General features: G+C 74.0%; 25 protein-coding genes. 10 read left to right on the top strand and 15 right to left on the bottom strand.

The window, feature by feature from the left end; translation table 11 throughout:
- Nucleotides 1-177: 177 nt before the first annotated feature.
- Nucleotides 178-3306 carry an excinuclease ABC subunit UvrA gene (uvrA, locus tag ACLBXO_RS24415; RefSeq protein ID WP_447686985.1) on the bottom strand — a complete coding sequence of 1043 codons (3129 nt, stop codon included), beginning with the start codon at nt 3304-3306 and terminating at the stop codon, nt 178-180.
- Between the two features lie 285 nt (nt 3307-3591).
- On the opposite strand from uvrA, the gene ACLBXO_RS24410 reads away from it, so the two are divergent.
- The 3 genes from ACLBXO_RS24410 to ACLBXO_RS24400 all read left to right on the top strand — a co-directional run bounded on the left by ACLBXO_RS24410 (nt 3592) and on the right by ACLBXO_RS24400 (nt 5386).
- Complete coding sequence (locus tag ACLBXO_RS24410) at nt 3592-3861, top strand: type II toxin-antitoxin system ParD family antitoxin (RefSeq protein ID WP_331318819.1); 270 nt, start codon at nt 3592-3594, stop codon at nt 3859-3861.
- Complete coding sequence (locus tag ACLBXO_RS24405; RefSeq protein WP_331318820.1) at nt 3854-4144, top strand: type II toxin-antitoxin system RelE/ParE family toxin; 291 nt, start codon at nt 3854-3856, stop codon at nt 4142-4144. Before ACLBXO_RS24410 ends, ACLBXO_RS24405 begins: the two co-directional genes overlap by 8 nt.
- Before the next feature lie 111 nt (nt 4145-4255).
- Nucleotides 4256-5386 carry an MFS transporter gene (locus ACLBXO_RS24400; RefSeq protein ID WP_447686984.1) on the top strand — a complete coding sequence of 377 codons (1131 nt, stop codon included), beginning with the start codon at nt 4256-4258 and terminating at the stop codon, nt 5384-5386.
- Nucleotides 5387-5390: 4 nt separating this feature from the next.
- Here ACLBXO_RS24400 and ACLBXO_RS24395 read toward each other — a convergent pair whose 3' ends face one another.
- Nucleotides 5391-5816 (bottom strand): cupin domain-containing protein, encoded by a 426-nt coding sequence (locus tag ACLBXO_RS24395; RefSeq protein ID WP_447686983.1) that lies wholly within the window; start codon nt 5814-5816, stop codon nt 5391-5393.
- A 4-nt stretch (nt 5817-5820) separates the two neighbouring features.
- The gene (locus tag ACLBXO_RS24390; RefSeq protein ID WP_331318824.1) at nt 5821-6840 is read right to left on the bottom strand and encodes a zinc-binding alcohol dehydrogenase family protein; all 1020 of its coding nucleotides are present in this window, start codon (nt 6838-6840) and stop codon (nt 5821-5823) included.
- A gap of 109 nt (nt 6841-6949) precedes the next feature.
- Here ACLBXO_RS24390 and ACLBXO_RS24385 point away from each other — a divergent pair, with 109 nt between their 5' ends.
- Nucleotides 6950-7309, top strand: coding sequence for a winged helix-turn-helix transcriptional regulator (locus ACLBXO_RS24385; protein ID WP_331318826.1), 360 nt, complete (start codon nt 6950-6952; stop codon nt 7307-7309).
- Between the two features lie 102 nt (nt 7310-7411).
- Nucleotides 7412-9460, top strand: coding sequence for a methyl-accepting chemotaxis protein (locus ACLBXO_RS24380; RefSeq protein ID WP_447686982.1), 2049 nt, complete (start codon nt 7412-7414; stop codon nt 9458-9460).
- Between the two features lie 18 nt (nt 9461-9478).
- Here ACLBXO_RS24380 and ACLBXO_RS24375 read toward each other — a convergent pair whose 3' ends face one another.
- The 3 genes from ACLBXO_RS24375 to ACLBXO_RS24365 all read right to left on the bottom strand — a co-directional run bounded on the left by ACLBXO_RS24375 (nt 9479) and on the right by ACLBXO_RS24365 (nt 11425).
- Nucleotides 9479-9859: a hypothetical protein gene (locus ACLBXO_RS24375; protein WP_447686981.1), complete on the bottom strand. Its 381-nt coding sequence runs from the start codon at nt 9857-9859 to the stop codon at nt 9479-9481.
- Nucleotides 9860-10103: 244 nt separating this feature from the next.
- On the bottom strand, nt 10104-10358 hold the full coding sequence (locus ACLBXO_RS24370) for a hypothetical protein (protein WP_024830472.1): 255 nt from the start codon (nt 10356-10358) through the stop codon (nt 10104-10106).
- Nucleotides 10359-10579: 221 nt separating this feature from the next.
- Nucleotides 10580-11425 carry a TrmH family RNA methyltransferase gene (locus tag ACLBXO_RS24365; RefSeq protein WP_447686980.1) on the bottom strand — a complete coding sequence of 282 codons (846 nt, stop codon included), beginning with the start codon at nt 11423-11425 and terminating at the stop codon, nt 10580-10582.
- 906 nt (nt 11426-12331) lie between these two features.
- On the opposite strand from ACLBXO_RS24365, the gene ACLBXO_RS24360 reads away from it, so the two are divergent.
- From ACLBXO_RS24360 to ACLBXO_RS24350, 3 genes are all read left to right on the top strand, one after another.
- A complete protein-coding gene (locus ACLBXO_RS24360; RefSeq protein ID WP_447686979.1) occupies nt 12332-13426 on the top strand; it encodes a replication protein RepA in 1095 nt (364 codons plus the stop codon).
- A 121-nt stretch (nt 13427-13547) separates the two neighbouring features.
- Nucleotides 13548-14159 carry a hypothetical protein gene (locus ACLBXO_RS24355; RefSeq protein WP_447686978.1) on the top strand — a complete coding sequence of 204 codons (612 nt, stop codon included), beginning with the start codon at nt 13548-13550 and terminating at the stop codon, nt 14157-14159.
- Between the two features lie 137 nt (nt 14160-14296).
- Complete coding sequence (locus ACLBXO_RS24350) at nt 14297-14512, top strand: hypothetical protein (protein ID WP_447686977.1); 216 nt, start codon at nt 14297-14299, stop codon at nt 14510-14512.
- A 42-nt stretch (nt 14513-14554) separates the two neighbouring features.
- On the opposite strand, the gene ACLBXO_RS24345 is transcribed toward ACLBXO_RS24350, so the two are convergent.
- The 7 genes from ACLBXO_RS24345 to ACLBXO_RS24315 all read right to left on the bottom strand — a co-directional run bounded on the left by ACLBXO_RS24345 (nt 14555) and on the right by ACLBXO_RS24315 (nt 21790).
- Complete coding sequence (locus tag ACLBXO_RS24345) at nt 14555-14911, bottom strand: hypothetical protein (RefSeq protein WP_447686976.1); 357 nt, start codon at nt 14909-14911, stop codon at nt 14555-14557.
- A gap of 290 nt (nt 14912-15201) precedes the next feature.
- Nucleotides 15202-16782 (bottom strand): SulP family inorganic anion transporter, encoded by a 1581-nt coding sequence (locus ACLBXO_RS24340; RefSeq protein WP_447686975.1) that lies wholly within the window; start codon nt 16780-16782, stop codon nt 15202-15204.
- A 2-nt stretch (nt 16783-16784) separates the two neighbouring features.
- Entirely contained in the window at nt 16785-17462 is a 678-nt protein-coding gene (locus ACLBXO_RS24335; RefSeq protein ID WP_331318832.1) for a carbonic anhydrase, read from the bottom strand.
- Nucleotides 17463-17719: 257 nt separating this feature from the next.
- Nucleotides 17720-18073, bottom strand: a complete 354-nt coding sequence (locus ACLBXO_RS24330; RefSeq protein ID WP_331318833.1) for a hypothetical protein — start codon at nt 18071-18073, stop codon at nt 17720-17722.
- A gap of 312 nt (nt 18074-18385) precedes the next feature.
- Nucleotides 18386-20341, bottom strand: coding sequence for a sensor histidine kinase (locus ACLBXO_RS24325; RefSeq protein ID WP_447686974.1), 1956 nt, complete (start codon nt 20339-20341; stop codon nt 18386-18388).
- Nucleotides 20342-20535: 194 nt separating this feature from the next.
- Nucleotides 20536-21402, bottom strand: coding sequence for an alpha/beta hydrolase (locus ACLBXO_RS24320; protein WP_447686973.1), 867 nt, complete (start codon nt 21400-21402; stop codon nt 20536-20538).
- A gap of 67 nt (nt 21403-21469) precedes the next feature.
- Complete coding sequence (locus ACLBXO_RS24315) at nt 21470-21790, bottom strand: hypothetical protein (protein WP_331318836.1); 321 nt, start codon at nt 21788-21790, stop codon at nt 21470-21472.
- A gap of 272 nt (nt 21791-22062) precedes the next feature.
- Here ACLBXO_RS24315 and argE point away from each other — a divergent pair, with 272 nt between their 5' ends.
- Nucleotides 22063-23295, top strand: coding sequence for an acetylornithine deacetylase (gene argE / locus ACLBXO_RS24310; protein WP_331318960.1), 1233 nt, complete (start codon nt 22063-22065; stop codon nt 23293-23295).
- A gap of 91 nt (nt 23296-23386) precedes the next feature.
- Here argE and ACLBXO_RS24305 read toward each other — a convergent pair whose 3' ends face one another.
- Entirely contained in the window at nt 23387-24184 is a 798-nt protein-coding gene (locus ACLBXO_RS24305; RefSeq protein ID WP_331318837.1) for a glycosyltransferase family 2 protein, read from the bottom strand.
- 433 nt (nt 24185-24617) lie between these two features.
- Here ACLBXO_RS24305 and ACLBXO_RS24300 point away from each other — a divergent pair, with 433 nt between their 5' ends.
- Nucleotides 24618-25091, top strand: coding sequence for a DoxX family membrane protein (locus ACLBXO_RS24300; protein WP_331318838.1), 474 nt, complete (start codon nt 24618-24620; stop codon nt 25089-25091).
- Nucleotides 25092-25114: 23 nt separating this feature from the next.
- Here ACLBXO_RS24300 and ACLBXO_RS24295 read toward each other — a convergent pair whose 3' ends face one another.
- The gene (locus ACLBXO_RS24295; RefSeq protein ID WP_331318840.1) at nt 25115-25720 is read right to left on the bottom strand and encodes a glutathione S-transferase N-terminal domain-containing protein; all 606 of its coding nucleotides are present in this window, start codon (nt 25718-25720) and stop codon (nt 25115-25117) included.
- Nucleotides 25721-25802 lie beyond the last annotated feature (82 nt).

Genomic DNA, 25802 nt, shown 5'->3' with positions numbered 1-25802 from the left:
GGTCGGGCCGGTGATCGCGCAGGCCGCCGGTCCGGGCGCGGGAGCCGGGATCCGGCTCCGGACCGGTCGGCGACCGGTCCGGCGTGCCGCCCCGCGGCTCGAATCACCGTCCGCCGGGGCCGGGCCCCGGACGAACCCGGCAGAAACTGCCGCGCCGGCCCGGGGTGAGCCGTCGCGCTACTCCGCGGCGCGCCCGCGGCTCGCGGGCGCGGCCGGCCGGCGCTCCAGCACCTCCCGCAGGAACCGGCCGGTATGGCTGGCCTCGGAGCGGGCGATCGCCTCCGGGGTCCCCTGCGCCACCACGCGGCCGCCGCCGTCGCCGCCCTCGGGACCCATGTCGATCACCCAGTCGGCGGTCTTGATCACTTCGAGGTTGTGCTCGATCACCACCACGGTGTTGCCCTGGTCGACCAGCTCGTGGAGCACCTCCATGAGCTTGGCGACGTCGTGGAAATGCAGGCCGGTGGTCGGCTCGTCGAGGATGTAGAGGGTGCGGCCGGTGGCGCGCTTCGACAGCTCCTTGGAGAGCTTCACGCGCTGCGCCTCGCCCCCCGACAGGGTGGTGGCCTGCTGGCCGACATGGACGTAGTGCAGGCCGACCCGCTTCAGGGTCTCGAGCTTGTCGCGGATCGCCGGCACCGCCTTGAACAGCTCGGCCGCCTCCTCGACGGTGGAGTCGAGCACGTCGGCGATGGACTTGCCCCGGTACTTCACCTCCAGGGTCTCGCGGTCGTAGCGCTTGCCCTTGCAGACGTCGCAGGTGACGTAGACGTCCGGCAGGAAGTGCATCTCGATCTTGATGACGCCGTCGCCCGAGCAGGCCTCGCAGCGCCCGCCCTTGACGTTGAACGAGAAGCGGCCGGGCTGGTAGCCCCGCGCCTTGGCCTCCGGCAGGCCCGCGAACCAGTCGCGGATCGGCGTGAAGGCGCCGATATAGGTGGCGGGGTTCGAGCGCGGCGTGCGGCCGATCGGCGACTGGTCGATGTCGATGACCTTGTCGAGGTGCTCCAGCCCCTCCAGCCGCCCGTAGGGAGCCGGGTGCTCCAGGGCGCCGTTCAGCTTCTTGGCGATGGCCTTGTAGAGGGTGTCGATCACCAGGGTGGACTTGCCGCCCCCCGAGACGCCGGTGATGCACGTGAAGGTGCCGAGCGGGATCTCGACGTCGACGTCCTTGAGGTTGTTGCCCCGGGCGCCGAACAGCCCGAGCTTGCCCTTCCGGCCCTTCCGACGCGCGGTCGGGGTGCGCACGGACATCTCGCCCGTAAGATATTTCGCGGTGAGCGAGGCGGGATTCGCCAGCACCTCGGCCGGAGTGCCCTGCGCGATGATCTCGCCGCCGTGGATGCCGGCGCCCGGGCCGACATCGACCACGTAATCGGCCTGCAGGATCGCGTCCTCGTCGTGCTCGACCACGATCACCGAGTTGCCGAGGTCGCGCAGGCGCTTGAGCGTGCCGAGCAGCCGCTCGTTGTCGCGCTGGTGCAGGCCGATCGAGGGCTCGTCCAGCACGTAGAGCACGCCGGTCAGGCCGGAGCCGATCTGCGAAGCCAGCCGGATGCGCTGGCTCTCGCCGCCCGAGAGCGAGCCGGAGCCGCGGGCGAGCGTCAGGTATTCCAGGCCGACATCCACCAGGAAGCTCAGCCGGTCGCGGATCTCTTTCAGGATCCGGACCGCGATCTCGTTCTGCTTCGCGGTCAGCTTCCCGGGCAGGTCCGAGAACCAGCGGTGCGCCTCGGAGACCGACAGGGCGGTCACGTCGGCGATGTCGGCCATGGCGACCTTCACGGCCAGAGCCTCGGGCTTCAGCCGCTTGCCGCCGCAGGCGGCGCAGGGCGTCTCGCTCATGAAGCGCCCGATCTCCTCGCGCACGGCGTCCGAGTCGCTCTCCTTGTAGCGGCGCTCCAGGTTCGGGATCACGCCCTCGAACGGCTTGTTGACCGTGTACTTGCGCAAGCCGTCGTCGTAGGCGAAGCGCACCGCCTGCTTGCCCGAGCCGTAGAGCACGATGGCGCGGGCCGTCTCCGACAGGCTCTGCCAGGGGACGCCCGTCTTGAAGCCGAAATGCTCGGCGAGCGCCTCGAGCGTCTGGCCGTAATAGGGCGAGGTCGACTTCGCCCAGGGTCCGACCGCGCCGCGCTTCAGGCTTAGGCCAGGGTCGGAGATCACCAGCTCGGGGTCGATCCGCATCTCGTGGCCGATGCCGCTGCAGGTCGGGCAGGCGCCGAACGGGTTGTTGAACGAGAACAGCCGCGGCTCGATCTCCGCGATGGTGAAGCCCGAGACCGGGCAGGCGAAGCGCGACGAGAAGGTGACGGTCCGCGGCGCCTCGCCCTCGGGGGCGTCGGCGAACACGATCTCGGCGACGCCGTCGGCGAGTTCCAGCGCCGTCTCGAAGGACTCGGCGAGCCGCGAGCCGATATCGGCCCGGACCACGATCCGGTCCACCACCACGTCGATGTCGTGCTTGAACTTCTTGTCGAGCTTGGGCACGTCGTCGATGGCGTAGTATTCGCCGTTCACGCGCAGCCTCTGGAAGCCTTTCTTCTGATACTCGGCGATTTCCTTGCGGTACTCGCCTTTCCGCCCGCGGACCACGGGGGCGAGCAGGTAGAGCCGGGTCTTCTCCGGCAGATCCAGCACCCGGTCGACCATCTGCTGGACGGTCTGGCTCTCGATCGGCAGGCCGGTGGCGGGCGAGTAGGGGATGCCGACCCGCGCCCAGAGCAGGCGCATGTAGTCGTAGATCTCGGTCACCGTCCCCACGGTGGAGCGGGGATTCTTGGAGGTGGTCTTCTGCTCGATCGAGATCGCCGGCGACAGCCCGTCGATCTGGTCGACGTCGGGCTTCGACATCATCTCCAGGAACTGGCGGGCATAGGCCGAGAGCGACTCGACGTAGCGGCGCTGCCCCTCGGCGTAGATCGTGTCGAAGGCGAGCGACGACTTGCCCGAGCCCGAGAGCCCGGTGAAGACCACGAGCTTGTCCCGCGGGATGGTCAGGTCGACGTTCTTGAGATTGTGCTCCCGGGCGCCGCGGATCGCGATGACCCGCCGGTCCTCGGCGGCCGGGGCGGCATCGAACAGGGCGGCCAGCTTGGCGTCGACGGCGGCCTCGGTCCGGGCAGCGGACGCCTCGCCCTTCGCGCGGGCCGGCTTGGGCTGGGCTGCCTTGGCCGGAGCTGCCTTCACAGGGGCCACCTTGGCCGGAGCTGTCTTGGCCGGGACCGCCTTGACGGGCGACTTGGGAGCGGCTTTGGCGGCGTCGGCGCGGCTTGCGGCACGACTTCCAGCTTGGGCTTTGGCCATGAGGGCGGCGGTCTTTCGAGGCGTCGACGCGGTCAGATCGGATTCGCGCGCGGGCCAGCCGCCGCAACGGCCTCATGTCGAGCCCGACGGGGCTCACGGCAAGATGCGGCCGGCGGGACGCGGCCCGTCATGCGCCGCCCTTGCTAGAACGAAACGCGTACGGCGGCAACACTTCGGTGTAGCGGCGGTGCGGGTGACGTCATCGACGCCTCAGCCTATAAGAGAATTTGTGAAAAACGCTTATCGTCGGGCGCGTGATCCTCCCGGGCGAATAACGGAGACCCCATGGCGACCATGACGATTTCCCTGCCCGACCCGATGAAGGAGTGGATCGAAGCGCAGATCAGACAGGGCGATTATGCCAGCACGAGCGACTACGTCCGCGACCTCGTGCGCCGTGACCGCGAGCGACGAGCCCAGGCCGATTTGACGCTCGAGGATCTGCGCCGGATCGTCGACGAGGCCCGCGCCGGAGGACCGAGCCGCCGCAAGGTGCCCGAGATCCTCGCCCGGGCCAGGAAGCACGCGCAGTCTGATCAACCGCTAGATGAGTGACTATACTCTCACGGCGCGGGCTGAAGCGGATCTGTTCGACATCGCCGTCTATGGTTACCGGCAGTTCGGTATCCGCCGAGCGGAAGCCTGTGCCGACGGGTTGGAACGCGTCTTCCAGCTTCTTGCCGACAATCCCCGCATGGGCCGGACAGCTGCCGCGATCCGGCCCGGCGTGCATCGGCACGAATACGCCGCCCACGTCATCCTGTACGAGCCGGTGGAAGGCGGTGTCGTGATCCTGGCCATCGTCCACGGCCGCAGCGTGAGGGGGCTCGACCTGTAGCGTGGGTTTTCGCTGCGCCGCCCGAGCCCCGAGATGCGACGCGATCGACAGGTGCCGATGCCAGCATGCGACGCGACCGATCCGGCCGCCCTCCGCGGTTCCGACGATTGCATGGCCACCCGGCAGCGCCTGTCCACGCGGCTGCTGTTCCTGATCGTGGGCATCGCCAACGCCACCTGGGCGCCCCTGGTGCCGCTGGTGAAGGACCGCGCCGGCCTCGACGAGGCCGGGCTCGGCCTGCTGCTCCTCACCTTCGGCATCGGCTCGCTCCTGGCGATGCCGAGCGCCGGGGCGGCGGCCGCGCGGCTGGGATACCGGCCGGTCCTGCTCGCCGGGACGCTGACGCTCGGCCTGGCCCTGCCGGTCCTGGCCCTGGCCTCCGGGCTCGTCCCGCTCACCGGGGCGCTGCTGCTGTTCGGGGCCGGGATGGGGGCGGTGGACTGCGTCATGAACCTGCAGGCCGTCGCCGTCGAGCGCGCCGGCGGGCGGCCGATGATGTCGGGCTTCCACGGCCTCTACAGCCTCGGCTGCATCCTGGGGGCGCTGATCGCCAGCGGCCTGCTGGCCGCCGGGCTCGGCGCGGGCTGGAGCGCGCTGCTCCTGGTCGCCGGCATCGCGGCCCTGTTCGCGGCGGCCTGGCCCGGCATCCTGCGGACCGACCGGGCAGGGGGCGGCGACAGCGGCGGTCCCGCCCTCGCGCTGCCCCGGGGCCCGGTGCTGGTCCTCGGCCTGCTCTGCTGCGTGGTGTTCCTCACCGAGGGCTCGGCCCTCGACTGGAGCGCGGTGTTCCTGATCCAGCAGCGCGGGCTCGATCCGGCCTGGGCGGCGCTCGGCTACGCTTCCTTCTCGGTCACCATGACGGCCGGCCGGCTCGGCGGGGACGCGATCGTGGCCCGCCTCGGCCGGCGGCCCGTGGTGATCCTCGGCGGCCTGCTGGCGGCGGCCGGCCTCGCGCTCTCGGTCGTCATCCCGGCCTGGGAGGCGGCGCTCGCCGGCTACGCCCTGGTCGGGGCGGGCTGCGCCAACATCGTCCCGGTCCTGTTCACGGCGGCGGGGCGCCAGACCGCGATGCCCGCGCGCGTGGCGGTGCCGGCGGTGACGACGCTGGGCTATGCCGGGGTGCTGGCGGGGCCCGCGCTGATCGGCTTCGCCGCGCAGGCGCTCGGCCTGCCCGCGTCCCTGCTGATCGTGGCGGCGCTGCTCCTCGGCGTGGCGGCGGCCGGCCGGTCCCTGCGGGTGTGACCCCTCACGCCTCGGCGTTGCGCGCCATGAAGGTCGCGGGCGTCCCGTCCTCCGGGTTCACGAAGACGATGTCGGTCGGCGCCCGCCGGGGCGTGTCGATCGACAGGAACACCACCGGGTCCCCGGGCTCGAGCGCCGGCATCGCGTGGACCGTGCCCTTCTCGAAGAACAGGAGCTGGCCCGGGCCGAACGCCGTCTCGGCGGCCGGATCGCCCAGCCAGACCCGGCCCCAGCCCGAGAGGCAGTAGAGGTACTCGTCGCAGGTGGCGTGATAGTGCGGCGGGGTCGGCCGGTAGACCCGGAACACCCGGGCGCTCGCCGCCTCCCGGTCGGTCAGGTAGGTGTCGACCAGGAGGGTCTGGGCGCTGTCGGGCAGACCTGCCGCCAGCGCCGCCACGTCGAAGAGGCCGGTCCCCGCCGCTTTCGCCATCGCTTCACCCCGTAAAGCCCTCGAGCACGATCTTGCCCTTGGCGCGCCCGCTCTCGATCAGCGCGTGGGCGCGTTTCAGGTTCGCGGCGTCGATCCGCCCGTAATGCTCCCCCAGGGTGGTGCGCAGGCGCCCGGAATCAACGAGGCGGGACACCTCGTCGAGGAGCGCCCCCTGGGCGGCGATGTCGGCGGTGGCGAACATCGAGCGGGTGAACATGAACTCCCAGTGCAGCGACAGGCTCTTGCGCTTGAGGAGCCCGACCTCGAGCCGCTCCGGATCGTCGATCAGGGCGAGGCGGCCCTGCGGGGCGATCAGCTCCACGATCTCCCCGAGATGGGCGTCGGTGCTGGTCGTGGAGAAGACGAGGCCCGGCGCGCCGATCCCCAGGGCCGCCACCTCCGCCGCCAGGGGTCTGGAATGGTCGACCACGTGGTGGGCACCGAGGTCCCGGCACCAGGCCGCCGTCTCCGGCCGCGACGCGGTGGCGATCACGGTGAGGTCGGTGAGTTCCCGGGCGAGCTGGATCGCCACCGAGCCGACGCCCCCCGCGCCGCCGACGATCAGGATCGCCGCGGCGGCACCCGGAACCGGCTTTCCCGTGTCGAGCCGGTCGAACAGGGCCTCCCAGGCGGTGATCGCCGTGAGCGGCAGGGCGGCGGCCTGCGCCCAGTCGAGGCTCTTCGGCTTGTGCCCGACGATGCGGGCATCGACGCAATGGTATTCGGCGTTCGTCCCCGGCCGGGTGAGGTCGCCCGCGTAGAACACCGCGTCGCCCGCGGCGAAACCCTGGACCTCCGCGCCGGCGGCGACGACCGTGCCGGCCGCGTCCCAGCCGAGCACCTTGGTGCCGCCTGCCTCCGGCTCGGCCCGCCGCCGGACCTTGGTGTCGACCGGGTTCACCGAGACCGCCTCGACCTTCACCAGCAGGTCGCGCGGGCCGGGCTCGGGCTGGGGCAGGTCGAGATCGACCAGGGCCTCGGGATCGGTGATCGGCAGGGACTTGCGGTAGCCGACGGCGCGCATGGTGATCTCCTCGGATTGTCGCCGCAGGAGATGCCGCCCGCCTTCACGGGCCGCAAGTACGCACATAAAACGCCACTGGTGCCGGAAATGATACCGTCGGAGACAGCCCATGCCCCGCACCCGCCGCCACACGGGCGCCTGCAGCCCCGGCTGCGCCGTCGAGGCGACGCTCCGGCTCATCGACGGCAAGTGGAAGGGCGTGATCCTCTATCACCTGCTGGAGGGGACCCTGCGCTTCAACGAGATCCGGCGGCGCCTCGCCAGCGTGACCCAGCGCATGCTCACCAACCAGCTGCGCGAAATGGAATCCGACGGCCTGATCACCCGGACGGTCTACGCCGAGGTTCCCCCGAAGGTGGAATACAGCCTGACCGAGCGGGGGCGGTCCCTCGATCCGGTCATCCGCGCGCTGAAGACCTGGGGTGATCTGCACGCCGAACTGGCAGATGCTGCCGAGAACGCCGCCTGATTGGGCAGACCGGTACCGAATATGGGCGAGACCGCATAACCGGATCTTTATGACTTGGCCGGAAGGTGGCGCGTCTCCCGCCGGACGGTTCCAGAACTTCCGATGCCGATCCTCGCCTCGCTCCGCGCCCGCATCCTGGCGGTGGCGCTCGCCCCGTGCCTCGCCTTCGCGGGGGCGGCGGGCCTCGCCGTGTCGGACCAGTGGGCGCGGCGCGCCGAGATGGGCCGGGTGGAGAGCTTGGTCGGCCTCGCCTCCCGGATCAGCGCCTTCGTGCACGAGGCCCAGCGGGAGCGCGGCGCCTCGAGCCTGTTCCTGGGCGCGCAGGGCGCGCAGTTCGGCCCGGAGCTGGCGGCCCAGCGCGAACGCACCGACGCGGCCCTCGCCGGGCTGCCCGAGGCCATGACGGCCGCGACGGGCTCCGGGCCGGTCTTCGCGGCGCGGGGCGAGGGCTTCGCGCGGGCGCTCACCGGGCTGGCCGCGCAGCGCCGGGCGGTGGATGGCCTGACGGCGGCCCCGCCGCAGGCCGCGGCCTACTACACGGGCCTGATCGGGGAGGGGCTCGGCCTGGTGCGGGCCATGGGCGGCGCGATCGACGAGGCCGGCCTCGCCGCCCGGGCGAACGCCTACGCGGCCTTCCTGGCGCTGAAGGAGGCCGCCGGCCAGGAGCGGGCCGTCGCCTCGGCGGTGTTCGCCTCCGGCAACCTCGACCTCGCGGCCGCCCGCCGCCTCGCGACCCTCGCGGCCGAGCAGGCGACCTATGCCGCCCTGTTCCGGGCCGGCGCCGAGGCCGGGCAGGCGCACCTGCTCGACGCCGCGGAGGCGACCGAGCCGGCCCGCGCGGTCGCGCGGCTGCGCGCGGGCGCCCAGGAGACCATGCCGGGGACGCCCCTCGGCTTCCGCGACGCGCCGGCGTGGTTCCGCCTCGCCACGCAGCGCATCGACGCCCTGAAGGGCGTGGAGGACCGGCTCACCGCCGACCTGGTGGCGGCCGCGGGGACCGTGCGCGCCCGCGCCGAGCGGGCGCTGGCCCTCTGGGCCGCCGGCGGGCTCGCCCTGTTCGCCCTCTCGGCCGGCCTCGCGGTCTGGCTCGGCACGGCCATCGCCCGGCCGCTCTCCCGGATGGCCGGGGTGCTGACCGCGATCGGCCGGGACGCGGGCACGGCCGACCTGACCGTCCCGACCGGCGGGCCGCGCGAGGTCCGGGCGATCGCCGCGGCCGCCCTGGCGTTCCGCGACAGCGTCGCCGAGCGCCGGGCGGTCCGAGCCGCCCAGGAGCGGCGCGCCGCCGAGACCGCGGCGGCGCAGCGCGCGGCCGCCCTCGGCCTCGCCGACAGCTTCGAGCGCCAGGTCGGCGGGATCGTCGCGGCCGTCTCGGCGGCGGCGGCCCGGCTGGAGGCCTCCGCGCACGGCATGGCCCGGGCCGCCCGGGACACGACCGATCTCAGCCGGGCGGTGGCGGTGTCGGCCGATTCGGCCGCCCGCTCGGCCGACACGGTGGCGGCGGCCACCGAGGAGCTCACGGCCTCGGTCCGGGAGATCGGCGTGCAGGTCGGGTCCTCGGCGGACCTCGCGGCGGCCGCCGCGCGGAGCGCCGACGGCATGGCCGGGGAAGTCCACCGCCTCGCCCAGGCGGCCGGCAGCATCGGGGCGATCGTCGCGATCATCTCGCAGATCGCCGGCCAGACCAACCTGCTGGCGCTCAACGCGACCATCGAGGCGGCCCGCGCCGGGGAGGCCGGGCGCGGCTTCGCGGTGGTGGCCGGCGAGGTCAAGCACCTCGCCGAGCAGACCGCCCGGGCCACCGAGGAGATCGCCGGCAAGGTCGCGGAGATCACCGGATCGACCGAGGCCTCGGTCCGGTCGATCGGCGGCATCACCGCGGTGATCCGCGACCTCGCCCGGATCGGCGCCGAGATCGCCGCCATGGTCGAGCAGCAGGGCGCGGCGACCGCCGAGATCGCCCGGACCACCGCGCAGACCTCGCGGGACACAAGCGGCGTCTCGGACCACATGGCGGGGGTCGGCGCGGCGGCCGGCACGGCGAGCCAGGGCTCGGCCCAGGTGCTCCAGGCGGCGGCCGACCTGTCCCGGCAGGCGGGCGACCTGCGCGGCGCGGTCGAGGATTTCCTCACCCGGGTGCGCGCAGCCTGACGCGGGATCCGAGGGGGCTCAGCCCTCAGGCGGGGTGTCGGAGCGGCGCCCCGACCTTCGGGCCGCGCCCGCGAAGGGTGCCGGCCCCTTCGAGGCGGGGCCTTCCCTGCGCGCCGAGGCCGGGCCCGAGGAGCCGGTCGGCGTCGCGCCGGAGGGCGGCCTCCAGGGCCCCCCGGACAGGCCGAGGCCGCGGAAATCCGCGACGCCCTGGCCCAGCGGGCAGAACGGGAAGGAGGCACCGAACAGGAACTGGTCCTTCATGAACCCGTTCGCCGCCTCGTCGTGGAGGCCGCCGCCGGGCGCGAACGTGTCCATGTCGGGCGAGACGAAGACGTTCGCGTTGCGGAACGCCACCGTCACCATGTCGGCGACGTTCGGGTAGAGCCCGTGGCAGCGCACGACTCGCCGCCGCGGGTCAGGACCGGAAGAGCGGTGATCAGGAAGTTGCCGGCGCCGACCCGGATGGCGCCGATCCGGCCGAAGGCCGGGGCGAAGCCGGCGCCCCAGGCCCGGGTCGGGTCGGGTCGGGCCCGCGGATCCGGTACAGCACGCCGGAGGCCCGGAGCAGGGACGGTGCGCGCGAGGCACCGGTGCGTCACGGAGCGGGACCGGATCGCGTCCGGGTTTCCGGTTCAGTCGGGAATCAGTCGGGAATCGCGAAGCCGATCGACAGGCACAGGGCCGCGACGGCCGTCAGGGCCATGGCAGCCTGACGGACCTGGTGCCAGCGCGCGCTGCGCGCGCGCTCCTCCGGGCTGGCGCCGAGCCGGAGCTCGTCGTCGAAGCCCGTCACGAAGGATTCGAAGCTCGGGAAGGCGCGCCGCGCGAGCCAAATCCACACGCCGACGGCGACCAGGCCGAGGGCCCAACCGCCGTAGGTAAACGCATCGTCCAACATCCGGCGCAGCCCTCGAGCCGACGCCCCCCTCGCCGCGTATTCTACGGGAAGTTGCGAAGATTGCCTAGGCGGAAGAGGGGCTTCCGGAGCCGGTTCCGTGTTTCCGAACGTGTCGCGGCGGGACCGATCGGGTGCCGGGCCGGCCGCGCCTAGGCCGCGGCCCCGTCCGGCCCCGTGTCAGCGCCCTGTCAGTGCCCTGTCAGCGCCCTGTCAGCGCCCTGTCAGTCCCGCTCCCGGCCGAGGGCGTAGAGGGTGATGGCGGCGGCGTTCGAGACGTTGAGGCTCCGGATCGCGCCCGAGAAGGGGATCCGGGCCAGGACGTCGCAGCAGCTCCGGGTCCGCTCGCGCAGGCCCTTGCCCTCGGCGCCCAGCACGATCACCAGCGGCCGCGCGACCGTCAGCGCGTCGAGGCTCTCGGGCGCGTCCGAATCGAGGCCGACCCGGGTGAAGCCGCGCTCGCCCAGTTCGATCAGGGCCTCGGCGAGGTTCCGGACGGTCACGAAGGGGACGTGCTCCAGGCCGCCGGAGGCGGATTTCGCCAGGACCCCGGTGGCGCCCGGCGCGTGGCGCGCCGTGGTGACGATCCCGGCCACCCCGAAGGCCGCGGCGGTGCGCACGATCGCCCCGACATTGTGCGGGTCGGTGATCTGGTCGAGCGCCAGCAGCAGCGCGTCGGCGGGCAGGTCGTCGAGGCCGGGAGCGGGCAGGGGCTCGGCCTCCAGGTACAGCCCCTGGTGGACCGCGTCCGGTCCGAGCAGGCGGCCGATGTCGCTCGGCCGCACCAGCTCCGGGGTGATCCGCACGGCGCCGCCGAACTCGGCTTCCAGGCGCGCGGCCGCGTTCTCGGTGGCGAGCAGCCGGTGCAGGCCGCGCTGGGCGTTGCCCAGGGCCTGCACGACGGGATGCCAGCCGTAGAGCACGGTCGGCCCGTCGCCGCCCGCCTCCCACGGGCGGGACGCCCCGCCCGGGCGATCTCCGGACCGGGGGGCGGCGCGCCGGGGCCCGTGCGGGCGGGGCCGGGCGGGGCGGCCGCCGGGCGACCGGCCGTCGTCGCGGCGATCCGTCATCGGGCCGCGATCGGCGAAGGGGCCCTGGGCCGGGCGAGGCTAGGTCGGGCGAGGCTGGGCCGGACGAATTCGGGCAAGGGGGGCATCGGCGCGCTCTTCTCTGAGGGCCCTCTCGGAAGGAGCCGAGAAACCGGGCGGCATCGCCCGCGTCAAGCCGGCATCACACCGGGACCCCGGCGCTGTCCAGGAGGCCGCCGATGTCGGCGACGGAGCGCGGCGGCACCGTGCTGGATTCCCTCGCCGATCCGTCAAGCCGGGACGACCGTTCCCCGTAGGAATGTGGAAAACCAGCTCATATTCCCTTTGCGCCCTGTGCATCACGAGACGCGACACGGTCGTTCGTCAGAACGAACGAGCTCGCCCGAGCTAGGAAGATTATCTGGACGAATCTTTCAGAGAGTCAGTTCTGCAGGTTATATGGGCTGGCGAATTCCGGAACCGGTCCAAGGGTTTGGTGCGCGATCGCGCATCCAACTCTGCGCGGGGACGCATGGAACTCTGCGCGGCCCCGTATCCGATTCTGCGCCCGGTCCGCCCCCCGGCGCATCGGAATCTGCGCGGCCGCGTATCCGATTCGGCGCGGATTCGGGACCGGATCGGTGGATAACGGGGACGGTCCCCGCGCGGCCGCGCGTATCGAACTCTGCGTCGGATCCCGCACCCGACCCGGCCGCGGATCGGCGCGGGACGGGGTCCGTATCGAACTCTGCGCGCCGGGGCGGGAGCCGGCCGCGCGGCGACCGGCCTCGGCCCGCTCTCGGGCGTGACCCCGCCTCGGGGAATCGTGGATAGCCGGGACAAGGCCCGCCGGGCGGGCGCCCCGGCGGGCGAATCGTGGCATGGCAGGATCGGGCCGTCCGTCCGCCTGACGGATCGGCGGCCCGTGTTCCGCGGGCCTGAGGGGCGATGAGCATCGAGGAGAAGATCGCCGGGATCCACGACCCGGACCTGCGGGCCGAGATCGAGGCGGCGCGCGGCGGCTTCCTGTTCGCGCAGATCGTCGAGCACGTGCTGCACCGGCAGCGCGAGCGCGATGCCCGGGCCGCCCTCCTCGGGGAGGAGGAGAGCCGCCGGGCCGGGCTGTCGCGCGACCAGCGCCGCCGCGACGCGGTGCGCCTCGTGATCGAGAACGAGCCGGCCCTGCCGTCGAGCCTCCAGCACATCCACTCGGTCCTGGCCCTGTGCGGCCTGCCCTACCGCGATCCCGGGCCGGTCCGGGAATTCTCCCGCAGCTACGGCCGCAACTCGCTCAACCTGATCGCCGGCCGGATCAAGGACCCGGAGACCGGCGCCTTCGAGCCCCAGGGGCTTCCCTACGGCCCGAAGGCCCGGCTGGTCCTGCTGCACCTCTGCACCGAGGCCGTGCGCCAGCGCAGCCCCACCGTGAAGGTGGCCGAGACCCTGTCGGGCTTCATGCGCGAGATGGGCTTCGCGGTGACGGGCGGCGAGCGCGGCACCATCCGGCAGTTCAAGGAGCAGCTGAACCGGCTGGCCGCCTGCTCCATGCAGATCGGCCTCTGGGACGGGCGCGACAGCGCCACCACCCTCAACGTCCCGCCCTTCCGCAGCCTGGAGCTGTGGCGCCCCCGCGCCGGGGAGGGCGAGGACGAGGCCGGCCGCACGGTGCGCTTCGATCCCGAATTCTACGAGACCCTGATCCGGCACGCCCTGCCGGTGGACGTGCGGGCGGCCCGGGCCTTCTCGGGCTCGGCGCGCAAGCTCGACCTGCTGTTCTGGACCGGCTACCGCCTGCGGTCCCTGCAGCGGCCGCTCCGCCTGACCTGGGCCAACCTCCACGCGCAGTTCGGGGCCGAGAACGCCTCGATCCGCAGCTTCCGCCAGGCGTTCAAGGCCGACCTCGCGCATCTGCGCGAGGTGTTTCCCCGGCTGCCGCTGGTGCTCGACGACGGCGGCCTGACCCTGCACCCGGCCGATCCCAGCGCGCTGCTCGTGCCGCCGCGCCCGGCCGGGAAGGGAATGCGGAGGCGCATAAAGGAATAGAACGGAACACGGCGCGATTCGCCCCGTTGAGGAATGAGCGAGAAGGGAATATCGCGGATCCGCCTGTTCCGTTCGCCGATCGGAAGCCGTATGTGTTCCGTCCGTTCGGAGGGAACATCACGTGGGCCTGTCGGAGTCCGAGATCGCGGCGCGGCTCGCGGCGCTGCGACGCCAGCGCGAGGCGCTCGATCGGGAGATCGCCGATCTCGTCCTCTACCAGGAGCTCGGTCGCCGGCTGGCGGCCGGCGGGGCCGGCGCGCCGCCGCCGCGGAGCGAGGACGTGCCGGCGATCCGGCCCGGAGCGGCGGTCGACGGGGAGGGCGTGCCCCGCGGACGGCGGGGCGCCGAGGCGGGTCCGGGTCCGGGGGCGCGGTCCGCGGGGGCTCCCGATCCCGCCGGCGCCGCCGGACCGATCCCGCCGCCGATCGCCTTCACGGAGGACGCTGCCGGCGCCCGCCGCTACGGCCGGGCCGTGGTGCAGGCGGCCTGCGCGGCGATCGCGCGGGCGGGCCGGCCGCTGCACGCGGCCGAGATCCTGGCGGTGCTCGCCGCGCAGGGCTTCACCCTGCCCGGCCGCGATCCCGTGGCGGCCCTCAACACGCGCCTGTGGAAGCGGGCGGGGCCGGGCGGCCCCCTGAACCGGGTCGCCGAGGCCACCTACGCCCTGGCGTCCGCTCCGGCGCCCCCCCTGGAATCCGTCCTCCCCGCCTCGCCGGGGCCGGACCCCGCCTGAGGGGCGCCGGTCGCGAAGACGTGACGCCGGACCCGCCCGCCGCCGCCCCCATACTGGGCGCGCCGGGAAGCGGCGTCTCGGTCGGGGAGGGGTGCCATGGACAGGATCGGCCGTGATCGGATGACCGGAGCGGCGCGATGACCGCGGCGCTCGCCGCGCCGGTCACGCAGCTCTGCGCCTTCGTGCTCGGCTGCGCGCTGATCCACGCCGCCCGCGCCCACGCGGAGCTGATCACGCGGCTGCTCGCCGTCGCGGCGGTCGGCGCGGCCGTGCTGGTGCTCCTCGTCGCCTCCCTCGACTACGCGCCGGAGGGCGGGACCTTCGACGAGGTCACGGTCTACGCGGCGTCCTGATCCGGCCGCCGGGCCCCGCGGGGGCGCCCCGGGCGGGCCGCGTCAGTTGACCAGGCAGAAGCCCTGACCGGTGCCGACCCGCCGCTCCTGCGCGCACCAGGGCTTGGACGCGCCGGAGCCGGTCGCCGGGGGCTTCAGGCTGGCGGTCGTCTGCGCGGGGTCGGCGGCGGTGCCGCGGAGGGTGAGGCTGCCGAGGGGCGCCCGGCCGGGCTCGGGCCGGAGCGCGGTCCGATCGGGGCCGGCTTCCGGCCGCGACCCCGACGCCGGGAGCGCGGGACTCGCCGCCACCGGCTGCACCGGGTCGGGCGGGCTCAGAGTCGCGAGGCCGGGCATGTCCTGCGCCGCCGCGGCGCCGCACAGGACCAGGCAGGCGGCCGGGGCCGCGAGGAACCTGATCATCGACGTAGCTCCTGACGAGAACCGATCCGCCGGCCCGCGGCGCGGGCCGGCCGTGGCGCTGAGTCTGGCCTTCCGCGCGTTAAAAGCGCGCGAAGATTCAGGATTAACCGGTTTTGAAGATCGCCGCGTTCCCGGAGCCGGACGGCCTTGACGGTCCGCGCGACCGCCCGGCGCGACCGTCCGGCGCGATGGCGCGCGATAGCGCGCGAGCGGCGCGGAGCCCCTCCCGATCGCGCCGGTGTCGGGAGCGGCTCCGCGCCGTCGTGTCGGGCCGCGCCCGCGGCGCGCCCTCAGCGGGCCGGGGCCGCCACCGCGGCGGCGAGCCGGTCGTGCGGGACGCCCGACCCGCCGACCACCGCGATCCGACTGCCGCCGGCGCTGCGCCGGCTCGCCCAGTCGCCGATCATCTCCAGGCAGGTGTGGTCGATGGCCGCGAGATTGTCGGTGGCGAGGCGGACCTCGCCGCCCGCGGGGGTGCGCTCCAGGGCCGCCGTGAGGCTCGGCAGCTGCAGGAAGGTCGCCGCCCCCGACAGGCGCAGCTCCGGCACGCCGGGCACTTCGGGGGCCGCCGCGTGCTCGATCCGGAGCCGTCCCTTGCGCAGGCTCGGCAGGGCCTGGATCAGGCTCAGGGCGAGGCCGGTGAGCACCCCGGTGAGCAGGTCCACCGCCACCACGGTGGCCATCGTGGCGAGCCAGATCGCCGCGGTCAGCCAGCCGTAGCGGGCCTGCAGGTGCAGGGCGTGGGCCGGGCTCGCCAGCCGCCAGCCGGTGACCACCAGGATGCCGGCGAGGCTCGCGGTCGGCACCAGGGCCAGCAGCCAGGGCAGCGCGAGCAGGAAGGCCAGGATCCAGCTCCCGTGCATCACCGTGGCGGCGCGGCTCACGGCGCCCGCCTGGACGTTGGCCGAGGAGCGCACGATCACCCCGGTCATCGGCAGCGCGCCGGCGAGCCCGCAGATCAGGTTGCCGATGCCCTGCGCGCCGAGTTCCCGGTTGAACTGGGTGCGGGGGCCGTCGTGCATCCGGTCGACGGCCGCCGCCGAGAGCAGGCTCTCGGCGCTGGCGATCACCGCGATCACCAGGGCCATCATCAGGATCTCGGCCTCGGCGAGGCGCGCCCACGACTCGACGGCCGGCAGGGCGAGGCCGGAGAACAGGGCCTCCGGCACCGCCACGCGCTTGACGGCGAGATCCCCGAGCCCCGCCGCGAGGCTGCCCGCCAGGACGCCGACGAGCGCCCCGGGCAGGAGCCGGAGCCGCGTCGGCCGCAGCCGCTCCCAGGCGATCATCGCCGCGATGGTGATCCCGCCGACGATCACGGCCCCGGTCCGGTCGCCCGCGCCGCTGACGAAGTTGAAGAACGCGGCCGGGATCGCCACGAGGTTGTCGAGGCCGCTCGCCCGGGGCAGGGCATCGGTCAGGACGTGGATCTGGGCCAGCACGATCAGGATCCCGATGCCGGCCAGCATGCCGTGCACCACGGCCGGCGAGATCGCCCGGAACCAGCCGCCGACCCGCAGGGCGCCGGCGGCGAGCTGGACGAGGCCCGCCACCACCAGGACGGGCCCCAGGGCGTCGAGACCGTGCGCCTGCACGAACCCGTAGACGATCACGGCGAGCCCGGCGGCGGGCCCGCTGACCTGGAGCGGCGAGCCGGCGAGGACGCCGACCACGATGCCGCCGACGATGCCGGTGATGAGCCCGCGCTCCGGCGGAACGCCGGAGGCGATGGCGATGCCCATGCACAGGGGCAGCGCCACCAGGAAGACCACCACGGAGGCGGGCAGGTCCCGGGCGAGGCTCGCCCGGACGGCGCCGCCCGGGACGAGGGCGCTCTGCAGGGTCGTGGTCAGACGGCCGGGCGCGCGCATGGTCAGGCCGCCTGCAGGCGGCTGCCGGCGGAGGAATCCTGCGCCACGGGCATGTCGGCCCCGGCGATCGGCCGGAAGCGCCCGCTCGCGCCGTCATAGGCCAGGAGGGCACCGGTCTCGATCTCGAAGAACCAGCCGTGCAGCCGCAGGGATCCCTTGGCCAGGGCGGCCGCGACGCTCGGATGGGTGCGCAGGTTGGCGAGCTGGACCACCACGTTCTCCAGGGCCAGGGCGTGGTGGCGGGCCTGCGCGTCCATCCCTTCGGGATAGGCCTCGCAGACGATCCGCTCGGCGGCCTCGGCGTGGCGCAGCCACGCCGCCACGCTGGGCATCCGCTTGAGCAGGTCCCGGTTCATCAGCCCCTTCATGGCGCCGCAATCCGAGTGGCCGCAGACCACGATGTCGCGCACGCCCAGCGCCACCACGGCGTACTCGATCGCCGAGGAGACGCCGCCGACCACGTCGGAGGCCGGGGGCACGATGTTGCCGGCGTTGCGGCAGACGAACAGGTCTCCGGGCCCCGCCTGGGTGATGTGCTCGGGCGAGACCCGGGAATCCGCGCAGGCGATGATCAGCGCGCTCGGGTGCTGACCGTCGCGCACCAGCTGCTGGTACATCTGCCGCTGGCCGGGGAAGACGCTGCCCTGGAAGCTGGCGATGCCCTGGATGATGTTGTTCATGAAGGGTCCCTGAGGCTGGGAGAACCGGAAGGCGAGACGGGGAAGGGCGATGCGCCGGCGCGCGCCCGCCGGACGGCGGCGCGGGACGGGAGCGCGGGACGGGAGCGCGGGACGGGAGCGCGGGACGGGAGCGCGGGCTCGGAGTGCGGGCTCGGAGTGCGGGACGGTGCTCGGTCGGGGCGGGACCGCCCGGCCGGGGGGCCAGGCGGTGAGGCCGGGCGGCGGGTTTCCGTGTCGGAGGCTCGGTGTCCGAAGTCTCAGCGACGGACCCGGCGGGGCTCCGCGGTTCCGGAGGCCCAGTGCGGGTCGACGACCTGGCCGCGCGCCACGGTGGCCCCGGCCCTGTCGTGAACCATCGGCGCCCCGAGGAGCTGCCCGGACCCGGAACGCTGCGAGTGCTGCGAGCGCGGGTCGTGGTGGGGGTCGGTGATGTAGGAGCTCATATGGCCGCCGCCGGCCGCCTGACGGCTCCCGCCGCCGCCTTCGCCGGCCTGCGCCGCCAGGGGCGCCCCGAGGATTCCGGTCAGGAGGCCCAGGGCGAGGCCGAAGGCGGGACCGGCGGTGCGGCCGCGGACCGGGAGCTGTACCGGGCGATGTCGGGACTGGGGCATGGCGTTTCCTCGCTGTTCGACCTGTGGCGAGGGACACCGCATCCCTGCCGACAAGTCGACCCTAGTCTACATTTCCGGAATAGCGTGTGCGCATCGGCACATTGTATCGATGAAGTCTTTAATCCTCGGCGTGATTACTGTCGCGTGCGTCCGCGCACGTCTTTGCTTCGTCTTGAAATCGGGATCGGGATTAAAGGGAGATCCGGCCTCGACGGCGCGCCCGTGTCGCGACGGCGCGCGCCCGCGCGGACCGCGCCGCGTCCGCGCGCCGTCGGTGAGGCCGGGACGACGGCCGCCCGGGCCGGGGCGGGATCAGGCCCGTCCGGCGCGCGGACGCGGCGCGGTCCGCGTGGGCGCGCGGCCGGCGGGGAGCAGGGGATTGGCCGCCGCGTAGACGAGGCCGCCGGCCTCGTAGGTGAGGCTGGCGGTCCTGCCTCCGGCGAAGCCGCGCTCGAGCAGGCGGGTGCCGAACCCCTTCCGCGACGGGGGAGCGACCGGCGGGCCGCCGCGCTCGCGCCAGGTCAGCCGCAGGGTCTCGGTGTCCGGACCCTTCTCCACCGTCCAGGCCAGCGCGGCCCGCCCGCCCGGCACCGACAGGGCGCCGTGCTTGACCGCGTTGGTGCACAATTCGTGCAGGATCATCGTGAGCGCGAGGGCGCCCTCGGGCGGCAGCCGCAGGTCGGGGCCGTCCAGGGTGATGCGCGGGGCGCTCGCACCCGGGACGTCCCGCGAAGTGTCCCGCGGGACGTCACCCGGGATATCACCCGGGATGTCCCGGTTCGGCGGAGCGCCGCCCGCGGAGTCCGGATCCAGGAAGGGCCGCACCGCCTGGGCGGCGATGCCGCGCAGATCCGCGCTCGCCCAGCTCTCGCGGGTCAGGATGTCGTGGGCGCGCGACAGGGCGAGGAGCCGCGCCTCGAAGGCGTCGCGCCCGGCCGCCGCGCCGGCGCCGAGATTCTTCAGGCTCTGGGCCGCCATCGCCTGCACGGTGGCGAGGGTATTCTTCACCCGGTGATTGAGTTCATCGATCAGCAGCCGGTGGGTCTCCGCGCGCCGGGCCCGCTCGTCCGCCGCCGCCGCCAGGGCGTCGGCGATCGTCGCGCCCTCGCGCACGAACGAGCGGGGCAGCGGCGGCAGGGGCTGGTCGCGGCCCAGGGTCTCGGCCGCGGCCGCCAGATCCAGCAGGGGGCGGGCGATCAGGCCGGCCAGCAGCCACGCGAGCAGCGCCGCCGCGAGGGCCACCGCGCTGCCCGCCGCCAGGATGCCCCCGCGCAGGGCCGCCACCGAGGTCAGGGCCCGGTCGGCCGTCTGCCGCACCACCACCTGCCAGCCGAGGCCCGGATAGTCGCGGTGGCCGCCCGTGGTCGCGCGGGCGCTGAGATACGCGGCGCCGTCCGGCCAGGACCCGATCCGGCTCGTGCCCTCCGGATCGAGGGACCGGCCGCCCGCCAGGACCGAACGGGGCAGGGGGGCGCCCTGCAGGGCGGGGGGACCGAGGAGCACGGTGCCGTCGCGGGACAGGATCAGGATCTCGGCGCCCCGGCGGTGGCCCCGGAGGGCGCCCTCGAGGATGCGCGCCATGTCGCGCGCCCAGGTCCAGTCGAGATGGGCGGCCAGCACCCCGAGGACGCTTCCGTCCGGCGCCCGGACCGGTGCCGCGACGTCGACGAGCCGCAGGGGCTCGCGCGCCGCCGCGCGCGCGGCGGCCGCGTCCGGGGGCACCGGCGCCTCGAGGAGCTTGGCCGGGTGCACGTCGCCCACGTAGGGGCCGGCGCGGCCGGCGCGGAAATAGGCGCGCCCGGAGACGTCGGCGCCCTCCAGGGCGCCGGTGCTGGTCACGGAGACGCGCCCGTCGGCGTCGATCAGCCCGATGATCGAGTAGGCCGGGTAGGTCGCCTGGAGCCGCGCCATCGCGGCGCGCTTGGCGGCCGTTCCGGTCCCGGGATCGCGCAGACTGTCCGAGGCGGCGGCGATCTGGATGTCGCGCCAGCGCTCGAACATCCCGACATCGAGGCTCCGGGCCATCTGCCCGGCGAGCTCGGCGAGCTGGCCGCCGACCTCCGCCTCGAGGCGTCGGGTCGCCTCCCCGCTCACCAGGGCGGCGAGCGCCAGGGTCGTCAGGAAGCCGAGCGTCCCGAAAGCCAGGGCCAGCACGACGCGCAGCCGCGGGGCGCGCCATCCGCCACGCCATCCGCCCCGGCCGGCGGCCCGCTCCGCGGGACCGGCGCAGGGCGCCGCGGGGATTTCCGATCGCGCGACCGCTTGCATCCGATCTCCCCGGGATCGGCCGGCTCCCGGTGGAGGGAGATCGTGCCCGCGGTCCCGTCTCAGCACGGGCGGCAAGCCTCAGCAAGACGGAAACGGCCCTCGGCGATGCGGAATTTCTATCGGGAGTTGCAAATCTGCACGCGGTCGTCCCGCGTCGTCCGGTCCGGAGCCGGTCCGGGCTGCCGGCCGGGGCCTCAGCCCTCGAGGAGGGCGTGCGCCGCCCGGACCAGGATCCCGCCGGGCCGGCGCAGGGCGTCGAGCACCGAGAAGTGCTCGGCCCCCGGGACCGGCAGCAGGGAGCCGGGTGCGTGGGCCGCCGCCCGCAGGGCGTGCAGGTTGCGGGCGTCGTGGATCAGCGCCGGCAATTCGCGGGAGCCGTAGGCGATGCAGAGCGGCTTCGCCACCGCCGGGAGGCGCAGGGGCGACAGGGTCTCGATCTCGCCGTCGGTGAGGCTCAGCTTGGCGTCCAGGTAGGTCTGGCGGATCGGCGCGAGGTCGTAGACGCCGGAGATCGCCAGGCCCGCCGCCACCGCCGGATGGCCGAGCTGCATCGCGGTCAGCAGCCCGCCCGCCGACCAGCCCGACAGGACCAGGGGACCGCGGATCCCGCGCGCGGTCCCGTGGGCGGCGAGCCAGTCGAGGGCCGCGCCGATCTCCGCCACGATCCGGGCGAGGCTCGCCTCCGGCGCCAGGGTGTAGCCGACCATCGCCACCGACCAGCCGGCGGCGTTCGGGCCCTGCGCGAAGCAGGCGAACAGCTCCCGGGCGCCCCGCTGCCAGTAGCCGCCGTGGACGAAGACTAGGCAGGGCGCCGCCGCGTCCCGCGCCGGGTAGAGATCGAGGGCGTTGCGGGCGCCGGGGCCGTAGGGCACGTCGAGGCCGGCCGGATGCGCGGCCCGGTAGGCGGCCGAGGCCGCGTCCCGGGCGGCGACCTGGGCGGCGCTGTCGGCGACCGCGCGGGTGTTGTCGTAGCAGGCGTCCCGCGCCTCCTGCCCGAGCGTGTCCCAGCGGCGGCGCGGATCCGCGGGGGTCGGGTCGTCCAGGCGGAACGCCAGCACCATCGTGTCCGTCTCGGGCCGCTTCGGTCGCCCGCACCATGGCAGGCGGTCGGGCCCGGGTCGAGGTGGTTCAGAAGCCGGGCACGGCATCCGGGACGGTGCCGCCGTAGCCCCACCCCGTGAACGGCGGCGCGGCGACCCGCTCGCGCGTCGCCGGGGCGACCATGCGGGCGAGGGGCCGGGGCTGCTGCCAGACCCGCCAGCGCGGCCGGTCGCGCGCCGCCATGCGGGTGAGGGTCAGATCCATGTCGGAGGCCGCGCGGTGATGCGGTCGCCCGGCGGGGGCGCCGGCCTGTCGGCGGGCCTCGGCCGGGGAAGCCAGCAGCAGGAGCGTCGGCAGCAGGAGCGTCCCTAGGCGGGCGGCGAGGATCGGGGCGGGACCGGGACGCATGGTCGGGGCTCCGGGACGGGCGACCTGAGGGGCTTCACCGGCGGCTACGCCCGAGCGGCGCCCCGGTTCCGGGACGCCGCTCGGGCATTGCCCGGAACCCCGGAAGCGCCGAGAACCCCTGGGACTCCGCGCGCCCTCGAGACCGATTCGCGCGGGTCGGCACGCCAGCCGCGACCCGGCCAACACCCGGCCAAGACCCGGCCAAGACCCGGCCAAGACCCGGCCAAGACCCGGCCAAGACCCGGCCAAGACCTCGCCACGCCATGGGATCCATGACAGAGCCCGCACAGACCGCCACGCCGCGCCCCGGCACGCCCGATCCGGCGGCGCTGCTCGCCACGCTCGTCGCCTTCGACACGGTGAGCGCCCGCTCGAACCTCCCGCTGATAGACTGGGCGGAGGCCTATTGCCGCGGCCACGGCGCCGCGGTCGAGCGGGTGCCGGATCCGACGGGCCGGAAGGCGGCGCTGCTGGTGAGCGTCGGACCGTTCGAGACCTGCCCCGGCTACGTGCTCTCCGGCCACAGCGACGTGGTGCCGACCGACGGCCAGCCCTGGTCGTCGGACCCGTTCGCCCTGCGGGAGGAGGGCGGGCGGCTCTACGGGCGCGGCACCTCCGACATGAAGGGGTTCCTCGCGGTCTGCCTCGCGCTCCTGCCCGAGATGGTCGCGGCCGAGCTCGCCACCCCGATCCACCTCGCGATCTCGTACGACGAGGAGATCGGGTGCCTCGGCGTGCGCCCGCTGATCGCCCGGATGCTCGAGCGCGTGCCGCGGCCGCTCGGCTGCTTCGTGGGCGAGCCGACCGGAATGGACGTGGTGGTCGGCCACAAGGGCAAGGCGGCCGCCCGCCTCACCTTCCGCGGCAAGGCCAGCCACTCGGCCCTGGCGCCCCAGGGGGTCAACGCGGTCGAGTACGCCGCCCGCTTCATCGAGCATGTCCGCCTGTCGGCGGAGGCCATCGCCCGGGACGGCGCCCGCGACCCGCTCTACGACGTGCCCCACACCACCGGCCTGTCGAGCGTGGTCCGGGGCGGATCGGCGCTCAACATCGTGCCCGACACCTGCAGCGTCGAGTTCGAGTACCGGGCGATCGGCGCGGACGATGCCGCCGCGCTGGCGGCGTCCGCGATCGCCTACGCCACCGGGACGCTGGCGCCGCTGATGCGGGCCGGCGATCCGGCCTGCGGCGTCGCGGTCGAGCCGCTGATCGACTACCCGGGCCTCGACACCGATCCGGAGGCGGAGATCGTGACCCTGGCCAAGCGCCTCGCGGGCCGCAACGGCCACGCCAAGGTCTCGTACGGCACGGAGGGCGGGCTGTTCGAGCGGCTCGGCGGCGTGCCGGCCGTGGTGATCGGGCCGGGCTCGATCGCGCGCGCCCACAGGGCGGACGAGTACGTCACCCGGGACGAACTCGAGGCCTGCGCGGGCTTCGTGCGGCGGCTGATCGGCGCCTGCGTGACCGGCCCCGCGCCGGCGTCCCAGGGTGCGCACCCGGGCTGAACCGGCCTCCGCGCCGGTCGGGCGCGCCGCCGGTCCGCTGAGCCTCCGCCGCGCGGCGCGATCTCACCAGGGCGATCTCACCAGGGCGATCTCACCAGGGGATGCGGCCGAAGCGGTCGACCAGCCGCCGGTACTCGGCCTCGCTCTCGGCCCGCGACGTCCCGCCCTGGCCGACATCCGAGCTTCCGGAGCCCGGATGCACGAGGCGGCACACCAGCGGCAGGACGAAGCCGTGGCGCGCGAGGGCTATGCTGGGACCGCCGAGCTGGAGGACGTTGGCGAGCCACGGGCGGACCAGGGCCGCGTCCTGCAGCGTGACGGGCGCGGTCGCCTCGACGAGGTGGGCGCGGCGCAGGCCGGTCTCGGCGAGGCGGCCGAGCCACTCGTTGTCGTAGTGCCACTTCGAGGCCGGGCTGATCGCGCCGACCTGCGCGAAGGTGGTGCGCCGCATCAGCCAGCCCGACGGCGTCGCGAAATCGTTGATCCGCACAACCTCGCCGGTCTCGTCCACCTCGAGCTGGGTCGAGGAGACGAAATCGAAGCTGTCCAGGGCGCGGACGGCGACGCCCAGATAGGGCGGCAGCCAGCGGTCGTCGTCCTCGAGGAAGCCGACGAGGTCCCAGCCGTCGTCGACGGCGCCGATGGCGGCGTTCAGCGCCGGGATCTGCCCCCTGCGCGCGCCGCGCGCGAAGGTGACCTGCGGGTGCGCGGCGAGCCGCGCCGGGATCTCGGTCCCGGGATCGATCCCGACGAAGAAGTGGAGCGTGACCGGCCGGTCGATCTCCTGGGCGTTGGCGCTCTCGATCGCGTGTTCCAGGAAGTACTGGCCGGCCTTGCCGGCCAGGGTCGAGGGCCTGAGCCGCGACGGCGTGATGATCGCGATGCGCATGGTCAAGACTCGACACTCTCACGGGCTCGGTTCCCCCGCCCGGCGCCCTGGCAAGCATCGTCGCCGCGGGTCGAGGGGGGAACCGTCGAGGAATCGAGCGATGAAGAGCGCGCGCCTGTCAAGATTTATGCGATTGGACCGAGTCGATGTTGAATAATGATCATGAAATCATCGAGAAGCGGCACGGGTGTCGATCTATCTATACATTGGAAGATGGATCCAAATTTCAGAAATATCCAGCGCTCCGTCATTTGCGCGAAACGGCTTGAACCATTGTTGCCGCGATGCCACCCTCGGGCGCGGAAGCGCGGCGTGCCGGGCGGCGCCGGCGCGTAGCCAAGGAAACCTTTGCGCCGCTCGCGGCTTGGATCAGCGCCCTGTTTCAGCGCCTTGGATCGGCGGGCCGGGCGGGTTGGGGGAGACCGTTCAGCGCATGGCCAGCCTCAGCGTCGCGATCGCGTTCGGCGTCCGCCTGCTCCTCGTGCTGCTGTTCCTGCCGTTCAGCGCCCTCGACAAGATCCTGAACTTCAGGGGCGCGGTCGGGCAGGCGCGGCAGGCCGTGCACGCCACGGCGCCCGCGGCGGCGCTGATCCTGATCGGGCTCTGCGTCGAGATCGGGATGTCGCTCTGCATCCTGACCGGGACCGCCGACCGCGCCGCCGCCTTCGTGCTCGCCGGCTATTGCGGGGTGACGGCGCTGCTGTGGAAGCAGTTCTGGGTGCCGGGGGATTTCTGGGCCGGGGGCAAGGGCCGCGAACTGTTCTGGGACTTCCTGAAGAACTTCGCCCTGGCGGGCGGCTTCCTGCTCATCACCTTCGGCACCGGCGCCGGGACGGTCCAGGACTTCCTCGCCGATCCGCTCGGATCGACCCATCCCTACGCGCTCGCCGACCGGGCCCCGCCGTAGCGGGGCCCGGCGCGGCGGGAGCCTCAGGCCTTCGGCACGGTGGCTTCCATGGACGGGCGGCGCGCGAACGCCGCGTACCAGGCGGCGATCGCCGGGCGACCCTCCCGCCAGGCGAGATCGGGGAAGCGCAGATCCAGGTAGCCGAGCGCGCAGCCCAGCGCGACCGTGCCGATATCCAGCGCCGGCGGCCCGCCGGCCAGGCTCTCGAACCGGTCCAGCGCCGCGCGGATCTTGCCGACCTGACCGGCCTCCCAGGCGTCCCAGCGCTGGGGCTCGGGACGCAGCGCCCGCTCGTAGCGGGTCAGCAGCGCCGCATCGAGCAGGCCGTCGGCCAGCGCCTGCCGGGTCAGCGCGTCCCAGCGGGCGGCGCCCTCGGGGAACAGGCGCGGACCGGACGAGAGGCCGTCGAGATACTCGCAGATCACCCGGCTGTCGTAGAGGGCGGTGCCGTCCTCCAGCACCAGGGCGGGGATCTTGCCCAGCGGATTGTGGGCGGCGACCTCCGCGGAGGGGCCGGTCGGCGAGGCGCCCGCGACGGTGACGGCGATCCGGTCGATCAGTCCCGTCTCGTGGGCGAGGACCAGCACCTTGCGGGCATAGGGCGAGGCGGGGGAGTAGAGGAGCTTCATCGGACCGTCCCGGTGAGTCTTGACGCCGTGATCGCGGCGCCGGGACCTTGCACCGATGCCGCGGGGAATCCAGTCCCCAGCG

The sequence above is a fragment of the Methylobacterium sp. C33D genome (genome assembly GCF_053345825.1).
This window is presented reverse-complemented; position numbering and strand designations above follow the sequence as displayed.